Below are 22,079 nucleotides of genomic sequence, written 5' to 3'. Positions count from 1 at the left end.
GAGCATGAAACACGCAGGTCAACAGCACTTACTCGCTGACCTGCCGGCCGGACGGGTGGACCGGGCACGTGGTGCGGACCGGGCAACGGTCGCAGTCCGCGTTCTCCCGCGCCGTGTAGTTCGGCCCGAGCACGGACTCCGCGGCCCCCTGCACGACCTCCAGCCACGCCTGCACGCCCTGCTCGTCCAGCGGCGCCTGGGTGCGTTCGACGGCTCCTGTCTTCTTGTCCTCCTTCGCCACGTAGAGCAGGCGGGCCCCGCCTGGCTCGGTTCCGAGTCCGATGTGGGTGAAGCCGCCCAGCGACGACGCCAGCTGGTAGACGGCCAGCTGCGGGTGTTCCTGGGACGCCTCGCGCGACACCGGGCTCTTGCCGGTCTTGAGGTCGATCACCACCGGGCGGCCGTCCTCGTCCTTTTCCAGACGGTCGACCCGGCCCCTGACCTGCAGCCACGGCCCGCCGTCGCGCTTGGGGACGTCGACGACCATCTCCTCCTCGACCGCGACCTGCGTGAGCTGGCTGCGGCTCATGGCCAGCCACGCGAGGAACGTGTCGAGCATCTTCTCCACCCGCATGCGTTCGCGGCGGGAGAACCACGGGGCGCCGGCGTCCACCGCGGCCCACGCCTCGTCGAGCTTCACCCTGAGCTGCTGCGCGTCCGCACCGGACGACGCCGCCTGCGCCAGCGCGTGGACGAGCGTGCCCGTCACGGAGGCGAGCTCCGCCGGGTCCTGCCCGCCGTGGCGCTCGACGACCCAGCGCAACGGGCACTTCGTGATCACCTCGATCGTCGACGGCGTCACGCTGACCTTCTGCTCCTCAGTCCACAGTGGAGCGTCGATGGACACTTCCGCCAGGCCGTACCAGGACTCCGGGTGCGCACCGGGCACCCCCGCCTCGGCCAGCCGGGCCAGCTGTTCCGCGGCACGCGAGCGCCGATCGGGGGCCTCGGAGTCCGAGCACACGACCCGGCGCAGCTCGCCGACCAGCTCACCCAGCACCAGGCCGCGCTGGGGCCGGTGCAGCTTCCGTTCGTCCTCAGCGGACGACTCGATCTCGTCGAGGAACCGCGACGGTTGCTCGTCCTCCCCACGCACGGCGCTGATCAGCAGCTTCGACCGCGCGCGGGATGCGGCGACGAGCAGCAGCCGGCGTTCCTCGGCCAGGATCGGCGCCACCGCCGACACCGAGGGCTCCATCCCGGCCAGCACGTCCACCATGCGTTCGACGCCCAGCACGGTGCCACGCAGCCGCAGGTCGGGCCAGCTGCCCTCCTGGACGCCGGGCACCGCGACGACCTCCCACTCGCGCCCGGCGGCCGAGTGGGCCGTCAGCACGGACACCGCCTCACCGGCCGGGGCCGAGGCGGCCAGCGTGTCGCCGACGATCCGTTGCGACTCCAGGTAGTCCGCGAACCCGGCGACCCCGGAACCCGGCAACCGGTCGACGTACTTCGCGGCCGCCTCGAACAACGCCACGATCGCGTCTAGATCGCGGTCCGCCTGCATGCCGAGCAGTCCGCGCCGGGCCGACTGCGCCACCCAGCGCTCCTGCAGGCCCGTCGCCGTCCACAGGTCCCACAGCACGACCTCGACGGACTTCCCCGCCTCGATCGCCTTGCGCGCCAACGCCAGCAGGTGCCCGATCCGCCGCGCGGGCAACGACTCCGCGTCCTCCAGCGCGGCCAGCCTGTCCCCGCTCTCCACGACCTCGACCAGCAGGTCGCCGCTCGGCCTGTCCCCGCCCGCGGCCATCTCCAGGCGCCGCAGACCGCGCCGCAACCGCCGCAGCGCCAACGGATCCGCGCCACCGTACGAAGAGGACAGCAGCATCGCCGCCGCGTCCTCGTCCAACGATCCTGGCGAGGCGGCGGCACGGACGAGAGCGAGCAGCGGACGCACGGAAGGCTGCTGCGCCAACGGCAGCTCGTCCGACGCGACGGACACCGGCACGCCGGCGGCGAGCAGGGCCCGTTGCAGCACCGGCAGGGACAACGTCGCCGACCGCACCACCACGGCCATCTGCGACCACGGCACCTCGTCGGCCAGGTGCGAACGCCGCAGCTGGTCCGCCACCCACGTCGCCTCCTGCGCGGACGACGCGAGCAACCGCACCTGCACGGAGCCCTCGCCGTCGACCGGGTCGACCGAGCGAGCAGGGGAAGCACCGGGCAGCCGCGCCGCCAGCCGGGCCACCGCGTCCCGGACCTCGGGCATCATCCGGTGCGACTGCCGCAGCACGACCGTCTCGCCGGCGGCGTCCCGCAGGATCTCCGGGTCGGCACCGCGGAACGTGAAGATCGCCTGGTCCGGATCACCGGCCAGCACGAACCGCGCCGCCCCCGACCCGAGCGAGCGGATCAGCGAGTACTGCATCGGGTCGAGGTGCTGCGTGTCGTCGACCAGCAGGTACCGCACGCGCCGCCGTTCGCCGAACAGCAGGTCCTCGTCGTTCACGAACGCCGCGTAGGCCGACGACACCAGCTCGGCCGCGTCGTAGGCGGGGGCGTACGCCGTCGCGGAGTCCATCCCGGACAGCAGGTTCACCGCCTCGTACTGCGCCCCGAACCGCCCGGCCGCCACCCACTCGTCGCGCCCGTGCCGCTCACCGAGCTCGATCAGGTCTTCCGGCCCCAGCCCTCGTTCCGCCGCGCGCAGCAGCAGATCCCGCAGCTCGTGCGCGAACCCCGGCAGCTCCAGCGCCGGCCGCAACCGCTCCGGCCACTTCAACGCGCCCAGCTCCACGTCACCGGCGAGCAGTTCGCGCACCATCGCGTCCTGGTCCGGCCCGGACAGCAACCGCGGCGGCGGCTCGCCCTGCAGCACCGCCTGGTTGCGCAGCACCGCGAACGCGTAGGAGTGCACGGTCCGGACCAACGGTTCGCGGATCGCCGACAACCGTCCCGTCAGCAACTGCGTGATCTGCGCGCGCAACGCCACCGACGCGCGCCTGTTCGCCGTCAGCACGAGCACGTTCTCCGGATCCGCCCCGTGTTCCAGCACGACGTGCGCGGCCAGTTCGGCGAGCAGCGTCGTCTTGCCGGTGCCGGGGCCGCCGAGCACCCGGACGAAGCCCTCGCGGGAGAAGACCCGCTGGGCAGCGGCGTCCCACCGGGGACGCGGACGCGTCTCCGGCCTTCGGCGGACCAGCTGGGGTGGAAGTGCCACGGGTCGATTGCACCACGCGGCACCGACAAGATCGTCAAAGGCCGCCCGACCAGGGGCGAACGGCACAGGACGAACCACCGGCCGATTTCGTCTACCTTCTTGACAGATAGTGGTGGTCTAGTCCACTTTTGAAGACGTTGTGAGCCCCCTCACTGCCAGCTCCGCCGCCCTGGACCGAGCAGTCTTTGGAGGACTGATGAAGCGGTTCCTCGTCGGCGCTGTCGCTGCCACGTGCGCGGCGATCATGCTGCCCACGACCGCACAGGCGGCCGTCAACCCCGTGCTCGCGGCGCCCTACCTCTACCAGTGGGGCGGTCAGCCCGACCCCGCCACCGTGATGCAGCAGACGGGCATCAAGTCGTTCACCCTCGCTTTCATCCTCAGCGACGGCACCTGCAACCCGAAGTGGGACGGCAGCCGCTCGCTGACCGGGTCCGACAAGACCCTGATCAACTCGATCCGCGCGGCCGGCGGTGACGCGGTGCCGTCGATCGGCGGCTGGTCCGGCAACAAGCTCGGCCAGTTCTGCGGTTCACCGGCCGCGCTCGCCGGCGCCTACCAGAAGGTGATCGACGCCTACGCGCTCAAGGCGATCGACATCGACATCGAGGCGGCCGAGTTCGAGAACAACGCCACGCAGGACCGCGTGCTCGGCGCGTTGAAGATCGTCAAGCAGAACAACCCCGGCGTGAAGACGGTCATCACCATGCCGACCGACCGCACCGGCCCGAACTCCTGGGGCAAGCGCCTGATCACGCGGGCCAAGGAGCTCGGCGCGCCGATCGACACGTGGGCCGTCATGCCGTTCGACTGGGGCAGCAGCGGTGACATGCTCGCGCTCACCAAGAGCGCCGTCGACGGCCTGAAGAACCACGTCAAGTCGACCTACGGCCTCACCGACGACGCGGCGTACCGGCGCAGCGGCCTGTCGTCGATGAACGGCAAGACCGACACCGGCGAGACCGTCACCCCGCAGAACTTCCGCGACATCGTCACCTGGGCGAACTCCAAGCACCTGGCCCGCGTCTCGTTCTGGGCCGTGAACCGGGACCGCGGCAACTGCGGGGCGATGAGCTCCTCGTGCAGCGGCATCGACCAGCAGACCTTCGAGTTCACCAAGGCGCTGGCGAAGTTCACCGGCTAGAGGATTTCTCCGGTGGCCGGACGTGACCCCGACCCCGTCCGGTCACCGGAGTCCCAAGGTCTCCAGGAACTCGCCCGGCTCCCGCGCCACCCCGAAGTGGTCGCCGGTCGCGAAGCCGGCTCCGGCGGCACGCCACCACTCGGCCAGCTCGGCGCTGTCGATGCCCTCCACGGCGACCGCCACGTCGCGCTCGCGCAACAACGGCAGCAGCGCCGCCACGTACGGGGACCGGCTCTTCACCAGACCTGGCGCGACCCGCACGGCCCGCACCGGCAGGTCGGACGCGAGCAGCCCGAAGTCCAGCGGTCCCATGCCGAAGTCGTCGATCGCCGTCAGCACGCCCATGCGGGCCAGCACCGCGAGGTTGTCCGCCGCGTCGGCCACGGAGAGCACGCCGCAGGGCATGCTGATCATCAGCTTCCCGGCGGGCACCCCGATCTGGTCGAGCACCTCCACGACCCGTGAGACCAGGTCCGCGTCGGACGACTGGTGCGCGGTGAGCCGCACGGCCAGCGCCATGTCCAGCTGCCCGCGCTGCCGCCACCACGCCGACTGACCGCCGGCGACCTTCAGCAGCCACCCGCCGAGCGGCAGGATCAGGCCGGTCTGCTCGGCCAGTTCCGCGCACCGGTCGTGGCCCAGCACGCCGGCTTCCGGGCTGTCCCAGTGGAACTCCGCCTCGACACCGCTGACCTCGCCGTCTTCGAGGCGCACGGCCGGCCGGTACCGCACGGTGATCTCGCCGTTCTCCCACGCGGCGGGCATCTCCACGGCCAGCGCGTCGTCCCGGCGCTCCTCGGCGTCCTGGCCGGCGTGGAACAGCTCCCACTGCCCGCGCCTGCCCTTCTTGGCGCGGCGCAACGACCTCTCCGCCGCGCGCAGCACGTCGAGCGGTTCCTCGCCGGTGCCGGGCCGGTGCACGACGCCCGCGCTCATCGACGCCGACACGCCATGACCGTCCACGAAGGTCGGTTCGGACACCAGGTCGTCGTTGATGCTCTTCATGATCGCGTCGATGCTCGGCGTCGTCGCCCTGTTCTCCAGCAGGAGGCCGAACTCGTCGCCGCCGAACCGGGCGATCATGACCTTCTCGCCCGCCAGCAACGTCTTCAGCCGGCCGGTCACGTGCTGCAGGTACCGCTCGACGACCCGGCCGCCGAAGCTGTCGCGCAGCATGCCGAACGCGTCGAGGTCGAGGTGGAAGACGGTGATGCCGTGCTCTTGATCGGCCTTGCGCAGCGCGGTCTCCAGCTGCGTGGTGAAGAACTGGCGGTTCGGCAGCCCGGTCAGCGGGTCGTGCAGCGACTGCCGCTTGAGCTCGTTCTGCAGCAGCGCCAGTTCGGTGCCGTCCTCGACCACGACGACGAAGTGCATCGGCTGCTCGTCGGCACCGCGCAGCAGCGACGCGGCCAGCGTCACCGGCGCGGACTCGCCGTCCTCGCGCAGCAGCCGTTGCGACTGACGGAAGCGCTCGATGGCACCGGACGCGAGGTCGGTCATCGCCTCGCGCAGCACCTCGGTGAAGTCGGGGTCGATCAGGTCCAGCAGCGGCATGCCGGTGAGCTCGTCGGAGGTGCGCCCGAGGATCTGGCCGGTGGCCGCGTTCACCTGGAGCAGCCTGCCCTCGAGGTCGACGATCAGCACGCCGTTGGTGGACGACGTGACGACCTCGTTGAAGCGCGCCTGGCTCTCCCTGAGGTTCCAGTTCGCGTCGCGGACCGCCTTGAGCAACGACCGCTGCATGCTCTCCTGCTGCGCGAGCACGGACTCCGCGTTCGCCGCGGTGAAACCGGCGCCGAGCGCGCCCATCGCGAGCGCGATGCGTTCCGCGTACCGCTCGACCGGCTGGAACTCCGGGAGCGCGAGCAGGCCCTTGCCGAGGACCTCGGTGGTGCACCGCAGCCCGAACCGGCCGAGGTGGCCCAGCCCCGCCAGTTCGGCGCCCGCCGCCTCGACCGGGGCGGTCGTGAACGGCTCCTCGTGCAGCACTGAGCACAGCGCGTCCAGCCGGATGCGCAGTTCCTCGTCGAGATCATCTCGGCCCAGGGGAATCGCGACTGCTCCGAGCAGGCGGTACGACCATTTCCGGGCGAGCGTCGTCCGCGCCCTCGCATTGTCCTGAGGCGAAGGCGTTGCGTCTGGTATTCGACTCGGCTTCGACATTCGGTGGGCCGCCTCGCAATGGCTCTGAGGTCCGGCAGTTTACCCACGCAGAGTCGACCACGCCTCAACCGGTCGCGTGAATCGACATCACACCATCGATAAACGTTATGGCTTCCTGCCGACACCGGCGAACGCGATCCTGTTCACCGCTGGATCATCCGAGACGTCACCGGGACCGGAAGGTCGCCATTCGGCGAATTTGACGAGTCCGGGCTCCACGAGTTCGAAATCCCCGAAGAACGACTCGACCTCGGCGCGGTCGCGATAGGTGACGTCACCACCGCCCGCCTTGGCCATCCTGTCGGTGACCGACCGGGCGTCGTCGTTGACGTGGTCGCCCGCCATGTGCGAGATCGCGAGGTAGCTCCCGCTGGGCAGCGCCTCGCGGTACCGCTTGAGCAGGCTCTGCGGGTCGGCCTCGTCCGGCACCCAGTGGACCATGAACAGCATCAGCAGCCCGATCGGCTGGCCGAAGTCGAGCAGCCGGTTCACCTCGCCGCTGTTGAGGATGCTGTCCGGGTCGCGCATGTCGGCCTGCAGCACGCCGACGCGGTCGTTGCCCGCGATGATCAGCTCACCGTGCGCGACGGCGACGGGATCGCGGTCCACGTACATGACGCGGCACGACGGGTGCTCCTCCTGCGCGACCTCGTGCACGTTGGCCACGGTCGGGATGCCCGAGCCGATGTCCAGGAACTGGCGCACGCCCTGCTCGGTCATGAAGCGCACCGCGCGGCGCAGGAAGGCCCGGTTGAGCCTGGCCGCGTTGCGCGAGTTCGGCATCATCTGCTCGGCCTTGTCGCCCATCAGGCGGTCGACCGCGAAGTTGTGCGCGCCCCCGAGCAGGTAGTCGTAGACGCGTGCCGCGCTCGGCACGGAGACGTCGACGCTCTGCGGAACCCAGTTCTGCACGTCGGACACGACTACTCACCTCTTCAGGTTGCGGACGCACTAGCTTAGTCATGCACAAAGCGCGAGCGACTAGGCCGCAAGTGTGAACGCACTCCACCCGATCGGGCACTGTCACGGTCGCCCGAACGACTCATAGGGTGACTCGACTCTTTCCCCTCGCGAGGAGCGTTGATGTCCGTCCCGGTGGCGCCCGGCAGGCTGCCATTTCTCGGGCATTCGTTGCCTATGCTCAGGAAAAGATTCGCATTCACCGGGAATTTACGGGCTCAAGGTGATCTCGTAGAAGTACATCTCGGGCCGATGCGCACCTATTTCGTCGCCAGCCCGCAGTTGACCCACCAGGTGCTGGTCACCGACGCACCGAAGTTCCACAAAGGCCGGATGTACGACAAGTTCCGGCCGTTCGTCGGCAACGGGCTCGCCGTCTCGAACGGGGCCTTCCACCTGCGCCAGCGCCGCATGATGCAGCCGGCGTTCCACCGCGACCGGATCGCCGGGTACGCGAACACCATGCTCCGCGCGACGCTCGACCTGCTGGACGGCTGGCGTCCCGGCGACGTCAGACAGCTCGAAGCGGACATGCAGGGCCTCGCCGTCACGATCGTCGGTGAGGCCCTCTTCTCCACCGAGATCGGCAAGAAGGCGATCGCCGAGGCCCGCCGGTCCGTGTTCGTGATCATCCGCAACGGCATCCTGCGCGCCCTCTCGCCGGGGTTCGTCGAGAAGCTGCCCATCCCGGCCAACCGCGAGTTCGACGAGGCCATCGCCCGGATGCGTGCGATCGTGCACGAGGTCATCGAGAGCCGTCGTGGCGACGACACCGACCACGGCGACCTGCTCTCGACGTTGCTGATGGCCAGGGACGCCGAGACCGGCGAACCGATGACCGGCGAGCAGGTCTTCGACGAGGTCATCACGCTGCTGACGGCGGGGATCGAGACCACCGCGCTGGCACTGGCGTGGATCTTCCACGAGATCGCCGCCGACCCCGAGGTCGAACGGCGGGTCGTGGCGGAGGTCGACGAGGTGCTGGCCGGGCGTCCCGTGACCATCGACGACGTGCCGAAGCTGACGTACGTCGGCCAGGTGGCGACCGAGGTCCTGCGGAAGTACCCGCTCTGGCTCGTCATGCGCCGCACGGCCGTGGAGGTCGAGCTCGGCGGCGCCGTCCTGCCTCCGGGCACCGAGGTGATCCTCAGCCCGCACACGATGCACCACGACCCCGCGAACTTCCCGGACCCGGAGCGCTTCGACCCGGACCGCTGGACGCCCGAACGCGCCAGGCGGCTGCCGAAGGGCGCGTTCGTGCCGTTCGGCGGCGGCATCCACCAATGCATCGGAAACCACTTCGCACTGACCGAGATCGCCATCGTGGTGGCGACGGTCTGCGCGCGCTACCGGCTGGTCCCCGACCGGCCCGTGCGCACCAAGTTCACGAACGCGGCCTACCCCCACGACCTGATGATGAAGGTCGTCCCCCGCTAGCTGGAGGTTGTTCCCCCATGCGTTTCCGTCGGCTCTGTGCCGCCGTGCTGCTCGCTGCCCTCCTGCCGGTTCCCGCCCCGGCCAGTGCCGCGGCGACGACCTGCGAGGACGTGTTCACGCCCGTTCAGTTCGGGCTCATCAGGCAGACGATGTACGGCAGGCTGTGCGTCCCGCAGGGAGCCAGGACCGTCCAGGTGCTCGTCCCCGGCGGCACCTACACCAGCGGCTACTGGGACATCCCGGTGGAAGGCGAGACCCGTTCGGTCACACGCGCGATGAACAGCGCGGGCATCGCCACCATGGCCGTGGACCGGATCGGTTCCGGCAGGAGCACCAAGCCGCTGAGCATCCTCGTCGACGTGCCCAACCAGGCCGAGGCGGTGCACCAGGTCATCCAGAACCTGCGGCCCCGGTTCACCAAGGTGCTCGTCGGCGGGCATTCGATCGGCTCGGCCATCGCGATGGCCGAGGCGGGCAGGTACCGCGACGTCGACGGCGTCCTGGTCACCGGCATGACGCACCAGTGGGACTACGTCAGGGCCGTGCCCGCGCTGACGAACCTGATCCCCGCGCTGCTCGACCCGAAGCTGAGCCTGCGCGGCCTCGACGTCGGCTACCTGACGACGGCACCGGGCTCGCGCTACGGCATGTTCCACGCGCCCGGCCCGAGCGTCGCCGCCGTGAACACCCTCGACGAGGCCACGAAGGACGTCGTCTCGGCGAGCGAGTTCGTCACCACCGCGCTGATGTCGAACCTCGTGCTGCCGGTGAGCGCCCTCATCGACGTGCCGGTGATGACCGTCCAGACCTCGGCCGACTACTTCTGCGGCACCCCGCCGCTCGGCGCCGACTGCTCCTCGGCCCAGGCGCTGGTCAGGTCAGAGAAGCCGTTCTACCCCAAGGCACCGCGGGTCGACGGCTTCGTCGTCAACGGGTACGGGCACGTCTTCAACTTCGACACCAAGGCGGCCGGCAGCTACCACTCGGCCGTCGTCGCGTGGCAACGCGGTCTCTAGCTGAACTTCCGGAGGAACTCGCCCGCGTCACGCGGGGAGCCGTAGTGGGCGCCGATCGCGAGGTCGGCACCCGCTTCACGCCACCACTTCTCCTGCTCGGCGGTCTGGACGCCGTCCACGCAGACGTTCACGCCCTGCTCGTGCACGGCCGGGACCAGTGCGGCGCAACGGGGATCCTGCCTGTGCACCAGGTCCTCCGGCACCAGCACGGACACCACCGGCAGCGCCGTGAGCCAGGCCAGGTCGCGCGGCCCGAGCCCGAAGTCGTCGAGCGCGATCCGGACGCCCATGTCCGCGAGCGTGCTCAGGTTGTCCGCCGCGACGGCCACGCCCAGCACGCCGACCGGCATGCTCAGCGTCAGCCCGGCGCCCGGCATCCCGGTCTCCTCCAGCACCTTCGCGACGCGGGACACCAGGTCCGCGTCGGTCGACTGGTGGTGGGTGAGCCGCACGCCGAACTGCTGGTCGAGTTCGCCGCGCTGGCGCCACCACTGCGCCTGGCCGGTGGCGATCCTGATCAGCCACTCGCCCATCGGCAGGATGAGCCCGCTCTCGTCGGCGAGTGCGGCGCAGCGGTCGGTGAGGTCCCAGTGCAGCAGGGCCTCGACGCCGGCCAGGGCGCCGGTCGCCAGCTCGCGGACGGGCCGGTAGACGACGCCGATGTCACCCTGCTCCCACGCTCCCGGCATCACCACGGCGAGCGCCGCGTCACGGCGTCCGGCGGCGTCCTCGTTGGTGTGGAACAACTCCCACTGGCCGCGGCGGTCGCGTTTGGCCTGCCGCAACGCCAGGTCGGCCGTGCGCAGCAGCTCGATCGGGTCGACGTCGGGCGACGGCCTGTGCACCACGCCCGCGCTCACCGACACGGCGAGACCGTGATCGTCCACATAGGTCGGTTCGGCCAGGTCGGCGTTGATGGTCGCCATCGTGGCCGCGACGTCCGGCGTGAGCGCCGTGTTCTCCACGAGGATGCCGAACTCGTCGCCGTCGAACCGCGCGACCATGGCCTTCTCGTGCGACATCAGGGTTCGCAGCCTGCGTGCGACGTGCTGGAGCAGGTGTTCGCCGACCCGCGCGCCGAGGCTGTTGCACACCAGTCCGAACGCGTCGAGGTCGAGGTGGAAGATCGTCACGCCGAACTCGGGATCGGCCCTGCGCAGCACGGTCTCGAGGTGCGTGGTGAAGAACTGCCTGTTCGGCAGCCCGGTCAGCACGTCGTGCAACGACTGCCGGCGCAGTTCTCCTTGCAACAAAGCAAGTTCCGTGTCGTCGTCCGCCATCACGAGGACGTGGCTGGCCTTGCCGTCGTCGTCGCGCAGCAGCGACGCCGTGAGCGTCACCTTGGCGAACTCGCCGTCACCGCGCACGAGCTGCATCGGTTCCCGCTCGAACTCGCCGCGCTCGGACAGCACCCGTTCCATCATCTCGCGGAACACGACGATCGAGTCCGGCGCGATGAGCTCGACGAGACGCGTGCCCGGCTCCAGCGGACGTCCGACGATCACACCGATCGACTCGTTGCCCCAGGCGAGGCGGCCGTCGAGACCGACGATGAGGACGCCGTTCGTGGACGAGGACGCGATGCCCTCGAACTTCGCCTCGCTCTGGCGCTGATCCCGTTGCGCGTCATGGGCGGCCTTGAGCAACGAGCGCTGCATGCTCTCCTGCTGGTCCAGGATCGCGTGCGCCCGTGCCGCGGTGAAGCCGCACGTCAGCGCGCCGATCCCGCCGACGACGCGGACCGTGTGCTGGTCGCTCGAACGGAACTCCTCCAGCGTCAGCAGGCCTTTGCCGAGCACGTCGACCGTGCGCCTGAGCCCGGGCTCGTTGACGTAGCCGAGAGCGACGAGCCGTTCGCCCGCCTCCTCGAACGGAGCAGGGTCGAACGGTTCGCTGTGCAGTGCCGCGCACAACGCGTCGAGCCGCGCGCCCAGTTCGGCGTCCAGCTCGTCTCTGCTCAGCGCGACCACGACGACGCTGCTGAGCAGGTAGCTCCACTTGCGCGACAAGGCTTCTCGCGCACGGACCGCGGCGGTGTCCTCGGGTGGAGCGGCATCGGGTCTTCGGCTTGGTTCCGTCATTCCCGTTGCCCTGCATGGGGTGGAGAGTGTTCGGCAGTTTACCTACCGGCAGTCGGCGCCCGTTGCGCCAACCGTGTGATCCTCCGACACTACAGCGTGGTTTCAGTCCTTACGACCGACCCCAGCGTACAAGAACATGTTCATGGACGCCTCGTCGGCGAAGTCCCCCGGTCCGTCCGGACGCCACTCCCCGCACCCTACGAGACCGGGCTCCACCAGGGAGAAACCCTCGAACAAGGCGCTGACCTGCGCGTGGTTGCGCATGTGCATCTGGTCGGCACTCTTGCTGCGGTTCACGACCGCGGCGGCCTGGTCGACGGTGTCGTCGATCTGGTCCTTGGCCACGTGCGTCATCACCATGAAGCTGCCGGCGGGCAGCGCGTCGCGGTAGTGGGCGACCAGCTTCTCCGGGCTGTCCTCGTCGGGCACCCAGTGCATCATGAGCAGCATCAGCAGCCCGACCGGTTCGTCGGGGCGCAGCAGCCTCTTCACCTCGGGACTCGACAGCACGACCTCCGGTTCGCGCATGTCGGCCTGCACGACGGCGGCGTTCTTGTTGTCGGACAGCATCAATTGGCTGTGCGCGACGGCGACCGGGTCCTTGTCGACGTAGACGACGCGCGCGGCCGGGTCGCGTTCCTGGGCGACCTCGTGCACGTTCGCGACGGTCGGGATGCCGGAACCGATGTCGAGGAACTGGCGAATCCCCTGGTCCATCAGGAAGTTCACCGCGCGACCGAGGAACCGGCGGTTGAGTCTGGCGACGCTGGGCAGGCCTGGCACCAGCTTCTCGATCTGCGATCCGACCTGGCGGTCTGCGGCGAAGTTGTGGGCGCCGCCGAGGATGTAGTCGTAGACGCGGGCCATGCTCGGCACGTTCGTGTCGATGCCGAGCGGAACCCAGTTCTGGTTCTGTGCCACGGGGAACACCTCTTCGGTTCGTGGCTGTCCGGGGGAAGACGCACGAGCTTAGTCACCCGAGCGCCACCCGCACTGCCCCATCAGAGTGACGCCGAACCACCCGTTCAGGCACTGTCGTCTTCGCCCAAACGGCTCCTAGGGTGGTCCATTCCCATTCGGCCCAACTCCTCAGGAGTCCGAATGCCCGTCCCGGTGGCTCCCCACCGCTGGCCGTTGCTCGGGCACACGCCGTCGATGCTCACGCAACGCGCCAAGTTCACCGACGCGCTGCACGAACACGGCGACGTCGTGCGTCTCGACCTCGGCCCGCTGCACGCGCACTTCGTCACGAGTCCTTCGCTGACTCACGAAGTGCTTGTGTCGCAGGGATCGAAGTTCCGCAAGGGCGCCATGTTCGACAAGTTCCAGCCGTACCTCGGTACCGGCCTGCTGCTGTCGAACGGCGAGTACCACCTGCGCCAGCGCCGGATGATGCAGCCGGCATTCCATCGGGAACGGATTGAAGCGTATGCCTCGACGATGGCTCGTGCTGCTGCTTCGCTGGCTGCGCGGTGGCGCCCCGGCGAGGTCCGCGTCATCGAGGAGGACATGCAGGAGCTCGCGGTCACCATCGTCGGTGAGACGCTCTTCTCGACGGAGATCGGCAAACGCGCGGTCGAGGAGGTCCGCCGGTCCATCTTCACGGTCATCCAGCAGGGCATGATCCGCGCGTTGTCCCCGTCCTTCGTGGAGAAGCTGCCCCTTCCGGGCAACCGGGAGTTCGACGCGGCCATCGCGCGCATGAAAGCCGTTGTGCTGCAAGTGATCGAGAGCTGGCGCGCGGACGGCACCGACAACGGCGACGTCCTGTCCATGCTGCTGCTGGCGCAGGAGGACGGCGTCGGCATGACGGACCAGCAGACCTACGACGAGGTCCTGACCCTGCTCACCGCGGGCATCGAGACCACGGCGATCGCGCTGGCCTGGGCGCTCTACGAGGTCGGCAACGACCCGGAGGTCGAACGCCGGCTGCACGCCGAGGTCGACTCTGTGGTGGGCGACCGGCCGGTGACGTTCGCGGACGTCGCGTCGCTGACCTACACGGCCCGGATCGTGCAGGAGACTCTGCGGAAGTACCCGATCTGGTTCGTGATGCGCCGCACGCTCACCGAGGTCCAGCTGGGCGAGGTCACCCTGCCCGCCGGCGCCGAGGTGATCGTCAGCCCCCACGCGCTGCACCACGACGAGCGCTATTTCCCGTCGCCGGAACGGTTCTGGCCCGACCGCTGGACGCCCGAGTTCACCGCCGGCCTGCCGCGCGGCGCGTTCATCCCGTTCGGCGGCGGCAACCGCCAGTGCCTCGGCAACACCTTCGCCCAGACCGAGATCGTCATCACGCTCGCGACCATCGCGGCGAAGTGGCGCCTCTCCCCCACCCGTCCGGCGCGCGTCAAGTTCACGTCCGCGCCGTACCCGAACGGCCTGCTCATGAAGGCCGTCCCCCGCAACTAGTTGGAGGTAGTTCCCCCATGCGTTTCCGCCGGCTGTGCGCCATCGCGCTGCTCGCCACCGGAACCCTGTTAGCCCCGCCGCCGGCCTCCGCCGCCACGGTGTGCCAGGACGTCACCTACCCCGTGCGCATCGGCCTGACGCCGCTGGTCACCTCGCAGGAGACCGTGGCAGGCAGGCTGTGCGTCCCCGCGGGCGCGACGACCGTGCAGGTCCTGATCCCGGGCGGCACCTACGACAGGACGTACTGGGACGTCGGCTTCGAGCCGTCGACCCACTCGTTCACCCGCTCCCAGAACAACGCGGGTTTCGCCACCCTCGCGCTGGACCGCCTGGGCACCGGCAAGAGCTCCAAGCCGCTGAGCGCCCTGATCACGGCCTCGACCCAGGCCAGCGCCGTCCACCAGGTCATCACGACCCTGAAACCCCGCTTCACCAAGGTGATCGTCGCGGGCCACTCCATCGGCTCCGCGATGGCGATGATCGAGGCAGGCACCCACCGCGACGTGGACGGCGTCCTGGTCACGGGCTTCACGCACAAGATGAACTACATAACCGTCGTCCCCGTGCTCGCCAACATGATCCCGGCTGGCCTGGACCTCGGCTACCTCACCACGATGCCGAACACCCGCTACAACTCGTTCCACAAACCGGGCCCGCTGATCCCGGGCTCGATCTCGTTCGACGAGGCCACCAAGGACGTCTTCTCCGCGACCGAGGCCGTGGACACCATCCTGCTCAACACGGTGATCATCCCGATCTCGCGCAGGATCAACGTCCCGGTCCTCATCGTCGTGGGCAACGACACCCACTTCTGCAGCTCCGGCATCCCGCTGATGGGCAGCGACTGCTCCTCCGCCGCCGCCCTCAAGGCGGACGAGGCCCCGTTCTTCCCAGCGGCCCCGCGCCTCGACACCTACGTCCTCAACGGCTACGGCCACTCCATCAACTACGCCCCGAACGCCCCCGACTACCACGCCGCCGTCGCCCAGTGGTCCAAGGGCATCTAGCCAGTGGTGTGGCCCGGAAGGTCGCCGGGCGAATTCGCGGTCAGACGGGTGCATCGTGGTGCCGCCCCCACGTCCTCGTACTGGATGTACGGGGGCGTGGGGGCGGTGCCGCGAGGCGCCCCGCTGAGCGTGAATTACCCAGCCGACCATCCGAGCCACACCACTAGACTCGGCGCATGGACGAAGAGATCCACGAGCGAGTCCGCGACTTCATCAAGGCCATCCCCCGCGGACGAGTCGCCACCTACGGCGACATCGCAGATCTCGCCAAGGCCCCGTCGCCACGGCTGGTCGGCCGCATCCTCAACGAGGACGGCAACGACCTGCCGTGGCAACGGGTCCTCAAGGCCGACGGCACCTGCGCCCAGCACCTGCGCGAGACCCAGCTGCAGATGCTGCACGAGGAGGGGGTGCCGAACCTCGACGGCAAGGTGAACCTGCGGGAGTACCGGTGGGAGGACGCCCGCAAGGAGGCGGACGAGGTACCCGGCCTCTGGTGACGCCCAGTACGGCAGGTGACACCTCCACTGGAACAGGACCCGGCCACCGCAACCCGCCGCGCGCGGTGCCACCAGACGCCCGCCCACGCAAGGCGACCACGTACGAACCCTGGCGTGGCGATGCGAAGCGAGCCGTGTGAACGCCCTGATGGACCACCCTCGCAAGGTGACTGATCGTCAGGGCGCGACCCCTCAAGCAGATCGCAACAACACAGCCCGAGCCTCGTAGTACTTCCGCAAAACCACATCCACCACCAGCGGATGAGCCCCAATCGGCTCAGCCACGACATCCGCCCCACACCCCGCAAGCGACCCGTGAAACACCCCAGGCGCCAGCAACCAAGAAGCAACGGCAACCCGGCGCCCAGACCCGCGCAACCCAGCCACCACATCCCCCACTCGAGGCGTAGCGGTAGCCACATACCCGGCCCCAGCCGCCCCCAGCAAAGCCGCAGCCTGCCGAACAGTGGCCAAAGCCCGAGCATCAGACGAACCCGCCGCGGCGAGCACAACTGCGTCGCCGCGGCGGAAACCTGCCTCCCGCAACCGATCCCGGACCGCCGGCACCGCGTCCAACCCCACGGGCGACGTCAGCACCACATCGGCCCGAGGCCCGATCTGCTCGGGAATGTCGACCCGGACGTGATACCCGGCAGCCAGGAACACCGGCACCACGACACAGGGACCATCCACAACGGACCGGACGTCCGGCTGCCGCACATCGGCGTACGCGACCTCGACAGGCAGGTCCACCGACTCCTGAACAGCAGCGGCGATCTCCGAACACACCGCAGCCCCACGCGGATCACGCGTCCCGTGGAACGCCAACACCAGTTTCATGCAGGCTCCATCGCTAGCCGATAACCACGCTTCACGACCGTGCACACCATCTGCGGCGACCCCAAAGCGGTCCGCAACCGCCCGATCGCCGTCTCGACGGCATGCTCCTCGCCACCGGAAGGCAAGGCAGCCAACAGGTCCTGACGCGACACCACCCGGCCACGAGCGGCCACCAACGTCCGCAACACGGCCATCGGGGCAGGCGCGACAGGCCGCAGCTCCCCGTCGATCACCACGGCCTGAGCACGCATCTCCATGTCACGAGAAGCGATCCGCAACCGCAACGCCCGCGAAGGCAGCTCCAGCGCCAACTCGCGCACCATCGACCCGATCCGCGACCGGGCAGGCTGCACGACGGGAATCCCGGCGGCCACCAACGGCCCGGCGGTGATCGCGCCAACGCCGACAACAAGAACATCGCGCCGCAAACAGGAAACCAAAGCCCCGAAGTCCGGAGCCGTGCGCAGCACAGAAGAAGCCGCAGGCGCCGAGGTGAACGTCAAGGCGTCCACCTGCCCGGCCAGGACAGCGTCGATCAACCGCTGCAAGGGCCCCAGATCGGCCGGCGGCTCCCACCGGTAAACGGGAATCTGTACGACGAGAGCCCCGGCGGCTTCCAGTGTGTTCACGAAGTCGGACAACGGCTCACCGTGCAGCTGAACGGCCACTCGCTTGCCCGACACGCCCATCCGCAGCAGGTACTGCAGCAGCTCGGCGTTCGACTCGGACGAAGGCGACCAGGCCTCGACCAACCCGGCCGCGCGGACCGCACCCTTGGCCTTCGGGCCGCGCGGCAGGACCACGGCGCCTTCCAAGGCCCGGTGCAGGCGCCCGGCGAGCCCCCATCCCTCGGCTGCCTCGAACCACCCGCGGAAGCCGATCGCGGTGGTCGCGACGACGACGTCCACGGGTGACGACACGAGTTCCAGCGTGGCGGCGTGCAGGGTCGCGTCGTCGGGCAGCGGCACGATCCGCAACGCCGGGCCGTGCAGCACCGAGGCGCCCTTGCGTTCCAGCATCGCGATGAGCTCGTCGGCCCGGCGGGCCGCGGTGACGCCGATCGTGAAGCCCGCCAGCGGACCCGTCATGTCAGCTCCACAACACCGTCACGCACGCGCACTTGATGCACCGCAACGGAGACAGATGGTTCGTCCAGGCACTTGCCGGTCGCCAGCTCGAACGCCTGCTTGTAGACCGGCGACACCACGACGGGCACGCCGCCGCGGTCGCCCACGATGCCGCGCGACAGCACCGCGGCCCCGCTGAACGGGTCGATGTTGTCGAGCGCGTGCACCGTGCCGTCCGCGGTCAGGAACACCGCCACCTGCGAGCCGTCGGGCCGCAACGCGGCGACACCCTGTTCCGGCTTCAACACGTCAAAGTCACAGACGATCATCTGACGACCTCCGGGATGCCCAGGGAAACGGGGACGCGCTGACCGCGTTCAGCGCGGAACGAGATCGTGGGGTCGGGGACGCCCGGCGCGTTCACGAACGACGTGAACCTCGCCAGCTTCTCCGGGTCCTCCAGCACTCCGCGCCATTCGTCGGCGTAGTCGGAGACGTGCGACTCCATCGCGGTCTCCAGTTCGGCGCAGATGCCGAGCTTGTCTTCGACGACGACCTCGCGCAGGTGGTCGAGCCCGCCGTCGAGCCCTTCCAGCCACGCCGCGGTGCGCTGCAACCGGTCGGCCGTGCGGATGTAGAACATCAGGAACCGGTCGATGATCCGGATCAGCTCGGCCGTGTCCACATCGGACACGAGCAGGTCGGCATGCCGGGGCGTGAAGCCGCCGTTGCCCGCCACGTAGAGGTTCCAGCCGTTCTCCGTGGCGATGATGCCGAAGTCCTTGCTGCGCGCCTCGGCGCACTCACGGGCACAGCCGGAGACGGCCGACTTGAGCTTGTGCGGCGACCGCAGGCCCCGGTAGCGCAGCTCCAGCTCGATGGCGAGGCCGACGGAGTCCTGCACGCCGTAACGGCACCACGTCGTGCCGACGCAGGACTTCACCGTGCGCAACGACTTGCCGTACGCGTGCCCGGACTCGAAGCCCGCGTCGACCAGCCGGCGCCAGATCTCCGGCAGCTGGTCGACGGTGGCGCCGAACAGGTCGATGCGCTGGCCGCCGGTGATCTTCGTGTACAGGCCGTAGTCGCGGGCCACCTCGCCGATGACGATCAGCTTCTCCGGCGTGATCTCACCGCCGGGGATGCGCGGCACGACCGAGTAGGTGCCGTTGCGCTGCAGGTTCGCCAGGAACCTGTCGTTGGTGTCCTGCAACGAGACCTGCGTCTCGCCCAGGATGTGACCGTTGCCCAGCGACGCGAGGATCGAGGCCACCGCGGGCTTGCAGATGTCGCAGCCACGTCCGGTGCCGTGCTTCTCGATCAGCGCCGAGAACGTCGTCACCTGCGTCGCCTGGACGATCTCGAACAGCTCCGCGCGGGAGTACGTGAAGTGCTCGCACAGCGCCTTGGACTGCTCGACACCGCACTCCGTCAGCAGCTTCTTCAGCATCGGCACGCACGAGCCGCAGCCGGTACCGGCCTTGGTGCACGCCTTCAGCTCGGCCACGTCGCACGCCACGCCGTGCTGGATCGCGTCGGTGATCGTCTGCTTGGTCACCGCGTAGCAGGAGCAGACCTGCGCGTCGGCAGGCATCTCCACGTCCACGGCCCCGCCCGGCTGCAACAGCGCGGCCGGAACCTCCTTGCCCACCAACGGCCGCAGCGACAGGTACGACGAGGCGTCACCGACGAGCACGCCACCCAGCAGGATGCGGGCGTCGTCCGACACCACGAGCTTGCTGTAGGTGCCCGCGACGGCGTTGTTCACCACGACTTCCAGCGCGCCCTCGGTCTGGGCGTGCGCGTCGCCGAACGACGCCACGTCCACCCCGAGCAGCTTCAGCTTCGTGGACACGTCGGCACCGGGGAACACCCGAGCGCCACCGGAGAGCTGGTCGGCGACCACCTCGGCCATCGAGTAACCGGGGGCCACCAGCCCGTACGTGACCCCCTCGACCGCGGCGCACTCGCCGATCGCGAACACGTGCGGGTCGGAGGTGCGGCAGGCCGCGTCGACCAGGTAACCGCCGCGCGGCCCGAGCTCCAGCCCCAGGTCGAGGTCGGTGCGCGGCCGGATGCCGGCGCTGAACACCACGACGTCCAGGTCGAGCTCGAGTCCGCTGGCGAGCTTCGCGATCAACCGCGAGCCGTCGCGTTCGATGGAGGAGGCGGACGTCCCGGTGTGCACGGTCAGGTCGAGCTTCTCGACCAGCCGCTTCAACAGCCCGGCACCACCGTCGTCGACCTGGATCGGCATCAGCCGCGGCGCCAGTTCCACGACGTGCGGCGAGACCCCCATGCCGCGCAACGCGTTGGCGGCCTCCAGGCCGAGCAGGCCACCGCCGAGCACCATGCCGGAACGCCGGCCGGGCCGGTCGGCCGCCTCGACCGTCGCCCGGATCTCGTCCAGGTCGTCGACCGTGCGGTAGACGTGGCATCCGGGCAGGTCACGACCGGGCACCGGCGGTACGAACGGCACCGAGCCGGTGGCCAGCACGAGAGCGTCGTAGGAAATCTCGACACCCGAGGAACCCACCACGACCTTGCGGGCGCGGTCCACGGACACGGCCTTCTCGCCGAGCCGGAGCTCGCAGCCGTCCAGCGCGGGCAGCTCCAGGTCCGCGAAGGTCCAGCTGTCCACGTAGGACGACAGCGCGACGCGGTCGTAGGCGGGGCGGGACTCCTCCCCGAACACCACGATCCGCCAGGACGAGCCACGAAGGATCTCGACGAGCCGGTGGCCGACCATGCCGTTGCCAACTACGACCAGAGTCTGGGTCATCGGGCATTCCTCCTTCCGCCCGGTATGCTCACCGGGCGGCGTGTCATCCCAAGGTCCGCGGTATTTCGCGGGTGTTAAAGGAAACTCTCTCCGCAGTTCAGGGAGTTGTGCGTCACACGCCCGCGTAGGCGAGCGACGGACGCGCCGCGAACACGTTGCGCCGCAGGTAGAACCACCAGGTGGTGCCCACGCAGAGCCCGTAGAAGACCAGGAACGCGGTCAGCGCGGGCGTCAGGGTCTTCGATCCCTCGAGCGAGAACTTGAAGACCAGGTTCACCAGCACACCACCGGCGGCGCCGATCGCACCCGCGATGCCGACGACGGCGGCGGCCTGGCGCTTCGCGGACTTGTCGTCGTCGGACTGGGTGCGGAAGATCGCCGGGATCATCCGGTACGTGGAGCCGTTGCCCACGCCCGCCAGTACGAACAACGCGATGAACGAGCCGAAGAACAGCGCGAAGTTCCGCGAGTCGACGCTGACGATCACGCCGACGGAGCCGATGGCGAGGCCGACGAACGTGCCCAGCGTCACCTTGGCGCCACCGATCCGGTCGGCGAGCCAGCCACCGAACGGGCGGGCCACCGAGCCGATCAGCGCGCCGAGGAACGCGAGCGCCACCCAGCCCTTGTAGTCCACGAAACTGATCTTGATCAGCGACGGGAACGCGAACGAGAACCCGATGAACGAGCCGAACGTGCCGATGTACAGGAAGGACATCACCCACGTGTGCCGGTTCGACAGCGCGAGCTTGTACGACTGCCCGTCCGGCTTGGCCTGGGTGAGGCTGTCCATGAAGAACCACGCGCAGGCCGTGGCGAGGACGATGAACGGCATCCAGATCAGCGCCGCGTAGGCGAGGTGGATCCCGGTGCCGATGGTGATCACGATCGGCACGAGGAGCTGCGTGATCGCGACACCGAGGTTGCCGCCGGCCGCGTTCAGGCCGAGCGCCAGGCCCTTCTTGCCCTCGGGGTAGAAGAACGAGATGTTCGCCATCGACGACGAGAAGTTGCCGCCACCGAGGCCCATCGCGGCCGAGGTCAGCAGGAAGAACCAGTAGGGCGTGCCCGGCGTCGAGACCGCGTAGGCGAGCATCGTGCACGGGATGAGCAGCAACCCGGCGCTGATCGTCGTCCACAGCCGGCCGCCGAAGCGCGGCACCGCGAACGTGTACGGCACCCGCAGCGCGGCACCGACCAGGTTCGGCACGATCAGCAGCCAGAACTGCTGGCCGACGCTGAAGTCGAAGCCGACGGAGCCGAGGCTGACGACGACGATGCTCATCAGCACCCAGACGCTGAAACCGAGGTTCTCCGCGAGGATGGAGAACACGAGGTTCTTGCGGGCGATCCGCTTGCCCTTGTTCTCCCAGAACTCGGGCTTCTCCGGCTCCCAGTGGTCGATCCAGCTCATTTGAAGTCCTCCGCGGGGTCGGCGTTGCCGCAAAAACTAGGAAGCGCGCATTACCGAGGCGTTCTGGGCGGTGACGGCGGAGGCAACTCC

Annotated in this window: 16 protein-coding genes; 6 read left to right on the top strand and 10 right to left on the bottom strand. The window is 69.2% G+C overall.

Annotation, left to right across the window (positions count from 1 at the left end; all coding sequences use genetic code 11):
- Positions 1-28: 28 nt before the first annotated feature.
- On the bottom strand, positions 29-3,166 hold the full coding sequence (locus LX88_RS10330; protein ID WP_258947491.1) for an ATP-dependent helicase: 3,138 nt from the start codon (positions 3,164-3,166) through the stop codon (positions 29-31).
- Between the two features lie 196 nt (positions 3,167-3,362).
- On the opposite strand from LX88_RS10330, the gene LX88_RS10325 reads away from it, so the two are divergent.
- Complete coding sequence (locus tag LX88_RS10325; RefSeq protein WP_258947490.1) at positions 3,363-4,310, top strand: chitinase; 948 nt, start codon at positions 3,363-3,365, stop codon at positions 4,308-4,310.
- A 42-nt stretch (positions 4,311-4,352) separates the two neighbouring features.
- On the opposite strand, the gene LX88_RS10320 is transcribed toward LX88_RS10325, so the two are convergent.
- Positions 4,353-6,473, bottom strand: coding sequence for a putative bifunctional diguanylate cyclase/phosphodiesterase (locus LX88_RS10320; protein WP_258947489.1), 2,121 nt, complete (start codon positions 6,471-6,473; stop codon positions 4,353-4,355).
- Positions 6,474-6,578: 105 nt separating this feature from the next.
- Complete coding sequence (locus LX88_RS10315) at positions 6,579-7,394, bottom strand: SAM-dependent methyltransferase (protein WP_258947488.1); 816 nt, start codon at positions 7,392-7,394, stop codon at positions 6,579-6,581.
- 162 nt (positions 7,395-7,556) lie between these two features.
- Here LX88_RS10315 and LX88_RS10310 point away from each other — a divergent pair, with 162 nt between their 5' ends.
- Together LX88_RS10310 and LX88_RS10305 are read left to right on the top strand one after the other, a co-directional pair.
- Positions 7,557-8,870 carry a cytochrome P450 gene (locus LX88_RS10310; RefSeq protein WP_258947487.1) on the top strand — a complete coding sequence of 438 codons (1,314 nt, stop codon included), beginning with the start codon at positions 7,557-7,559 and terminating at the stop codon, positions 8,868-8,870.
- 17 nt (positions 8,871-8,887) lie between these two features.
- A complete protein-coding gene (locus LX88_RS10305; protein WP_258947486.1) occupies positions 8,888-9,886 on the top strand; it encodes an alpha/beta hydrolase in 999 nt (332 codons plus the stop codon).
- Here the strand turns inward: LX88_RS10305 and LX88_RS10300 are convergent.
- On the bottom strand, positions 9,883-11,967 hold the full coding sequence (locus LX88_RS10300) for a putative bifunctional diguanylate cyclase/phosphodiesterase (protein ID WP_258947485.1): 2,085 nt from the start codon (positions 11,965-11,967) through the stop codon (positions 9,883-9,885). The genes LX88_RS10305 and LX88_RS10300 overlap by 4 nt on opposite strands.
- A gap of 102 nt (positions 11,968-12,069) precedes the next feature.
- The gene (locus tag LX88_RS10295) at positions 12,070-12,888 is read right to left on the bottom strand and encodes an SAM-dependent methyltransferase (RefSeq protein WP_258947484.1); all 819 of its coding nucleotides are present in this window, start codon (positions 12,886-12,888) and stop codon (positions 12,070-12,072) included.
- Between the two features lie 180 nt (positions 12,889-13,068).
- Here LX88_RS10295 and LX88_RS10290 point away from each other — a divergent pair, with 180 nt between their 5' ends.
- The 3 genes from LX88_RS10290 to LX88_RS10280 all read left to right on the top strand — a co-directional run bounded on the left by LX88_RS10290 (position 13,069) and on the right by LX88_RS10280 (position 15,886).
- Entirely contained in the window at positions 13,069-14,379 is a 1,311-nt protein-coding gene (locus tag LX88_RS10290) for a cytochrome P450 (RefSeq protein WP_258947483.1), read from the top strand.
- 17 nt (positions 14,380-14,396) lie between these two features.
- Positions 14,397-15,386 (top strand): alpha/beta hydrolase, encoded by a 990-nt coding sequence (locus LX88_RS10285; protein WP_258947482.1) that lies wholly within the window; start codon positions 14,397-14,399, stop codon positions 15,384-15,386.
- Positions 15,387-15,562: 176 nt separating this feature from the next.
- Entirely contained in the window at positions 15,563-15,886 is a 324-nt protein-coding gene (locus LX88_RS10280; RefSeq protein ID WP_258947481.1) for an MGMT family protein, read from the top strand.
- 192 nt (positions 15,887-16,078) lie between these two features.
- Here LX88_RS10280 and LX88_RS10275 read toward each other — a convergent pair whose 3' ends face one another.
- The 5 genes from LX88_RS10275 to LX88_RS10255 form a co-directional block, all read right to left on the bottom strand.
- Entirely contained in the window at positions 16,079-16,726 is a 648-nt protein-coding gene (locus LX88_RS10275) for a sirohydrochlorin chelatase (protein WP_258947480.1), read from the bottom strand.
- A complete protein-coding gene (locus LX88_RS10270; protein ID WP_258947479.1) occupies positions 16,723-17,814 on the bottom strand; it encodes a uroporphyrinogen-III synthase in 1,092 nt (363 codons plus the stop codon). The genes LX88_RS10275 and LX88_RS10270 overlap by 4 nt, the downstream gene beginning before the upstream one ends.
- Positions 17,811-18,122, bottom strand: a complete 312-nt coding sequence (gene nirD / locus LX88_RS10265) for a nitrite reductase small subunit NirD (RefSeq protein WP_258947478.1) — start codon at positions 18,120-18,122, stop codon at positions 17,811-17,813. Before nirD ends, LX88_RS10270 begins: the two co-directional genes overlap by 4 nt.
- Positions 18,119-20,575, bottom strand: coding sequence for a nitrite reductase large subunit NirB (nirB, locus tag LX88_RS10260; RefSeq protein WP_258947477.1), 2,457 nt, complete (start codon positions 20,573-20,575; stop codon positions 18,119-18,121). The genes nirD and nirB overlap by 4 nt, the downstream gene beginning before the upstream one ends.
- 112 nt (positions 20,576-20,687) lie before the next feature.
- A complete protein-coding gene (locus LX88_RS10255; protein WP_258947476.1) occupies positions 20,688-21,989 on the bottom strand; it encodes an MFS transporter in 1,302 nt (433 codons plus the stop codon).
- Positions 21,990-22,079: the final 90 nt, after the last annotated feature.

It is taken from the genome of Lentzea californiensis, from assembly GCF_024648825.1.
Lineage (GTDB): Bacteria > Actinomycetota > Actinomycetes > Mycobacteriales > Pseudonocardiaceae > Lentzea > Lentzea californiensis.
This window is presented reverse-complemented; position numbering and strand designations above follow the sequence as displayed.

Bases quoted from the DNA above. Each gene is read 5' to 3' on its own strand.
- LX88_RS10300 (WP_258947485.1), bottom strand. From the start codon at position 11,967: ATGACGGAACCAAGCCGAAGACCCGATGCCGCTCCACCCGAGGACACC.
- LX88_RS10305 (WP_258947486.1), top strand. From the start codon at position 8,888: ATGCGTTTCCGTCGGCTCTGTGCCGCCGTGCTGCTCGCTGCCCTCCTG.
- LX88_RS10310 (WP_258947487.1), top strand. From the start codon at position 7,557: ATGTCCGTCCCGGTGGCGCCCGGCAGGCTGCCATTTCTCGGGCATTCG.
- LX88_RS10270 (WP_258947479.1), bottom strand. From the start codon at position 17,814: ATGACGGGTCCGCTGGCGGGCTTCACGATCGGCGTCACCGCGGCCCGC.
- LX88_RS10280 (WP_258947481.1), top strand. From the start codon at position 15,563: ATGGACGAAGAGATCCACGAGCGAGTCCGCGACTTCATCAAGGCCATC.
- LX88_RS10325 (WP_258947490.1), top strand. From the start codon at position 3,363: ATGAAGCGGTTCCTCGTCGGCGCTGTCGCTGCCACGTGCGCGGCGATC.
- LX88_RS10290 (WP_258947483.1), top strand. From the start codon at position 13,069: ATGCCCGTCCCGGTGGCTCCCCACCGCTGGCCGTTGCTCGGGCACACG.
- LX88_RS10275 (WP_258947480.1), bottom strand. From the start codon at position 16,726: ATGAAACTGGTGTTGGCGTTCCACGGGACGCGTGATCCGCGTGGGGCT.
- LX88_RS10255 (WP_258947476.1), bottom strand. From the start codon at position 21,989: ATGAGCTGGATCGACCACTGGGAGCCGGAGAAGCCCGAGTTCTGGGAG.
- nirB (WP_258947477.1), bottom strand. From the start codon at position 20,575: ATGACCCAGACTCTGGTCGTAGTTGGCAACGGCATGGTCGGCCACCGG.
- LX88_RS10285 (WP_258947482.1), top strand. From the start codon at position 14,397: ATGCGTTTCCGCCGGCTGTGCGCCATCGCGCTGCTCGCCACCGGAACC.
- LX88_RS10320 (WP_258947489.1), bottom strand. From the start codon at position 6,473: ATGTCGAAGCCGAGTCGAATACCAGACGCAACGCCTTCGCCTCAGGAC.
- nirD (WP_258947478.1), bottom strand. From the start codon at position 18,122: ATGATCGTCTGTGACTTTGACGTGTTGAAGCCGGAACAGGGTGTCGCC.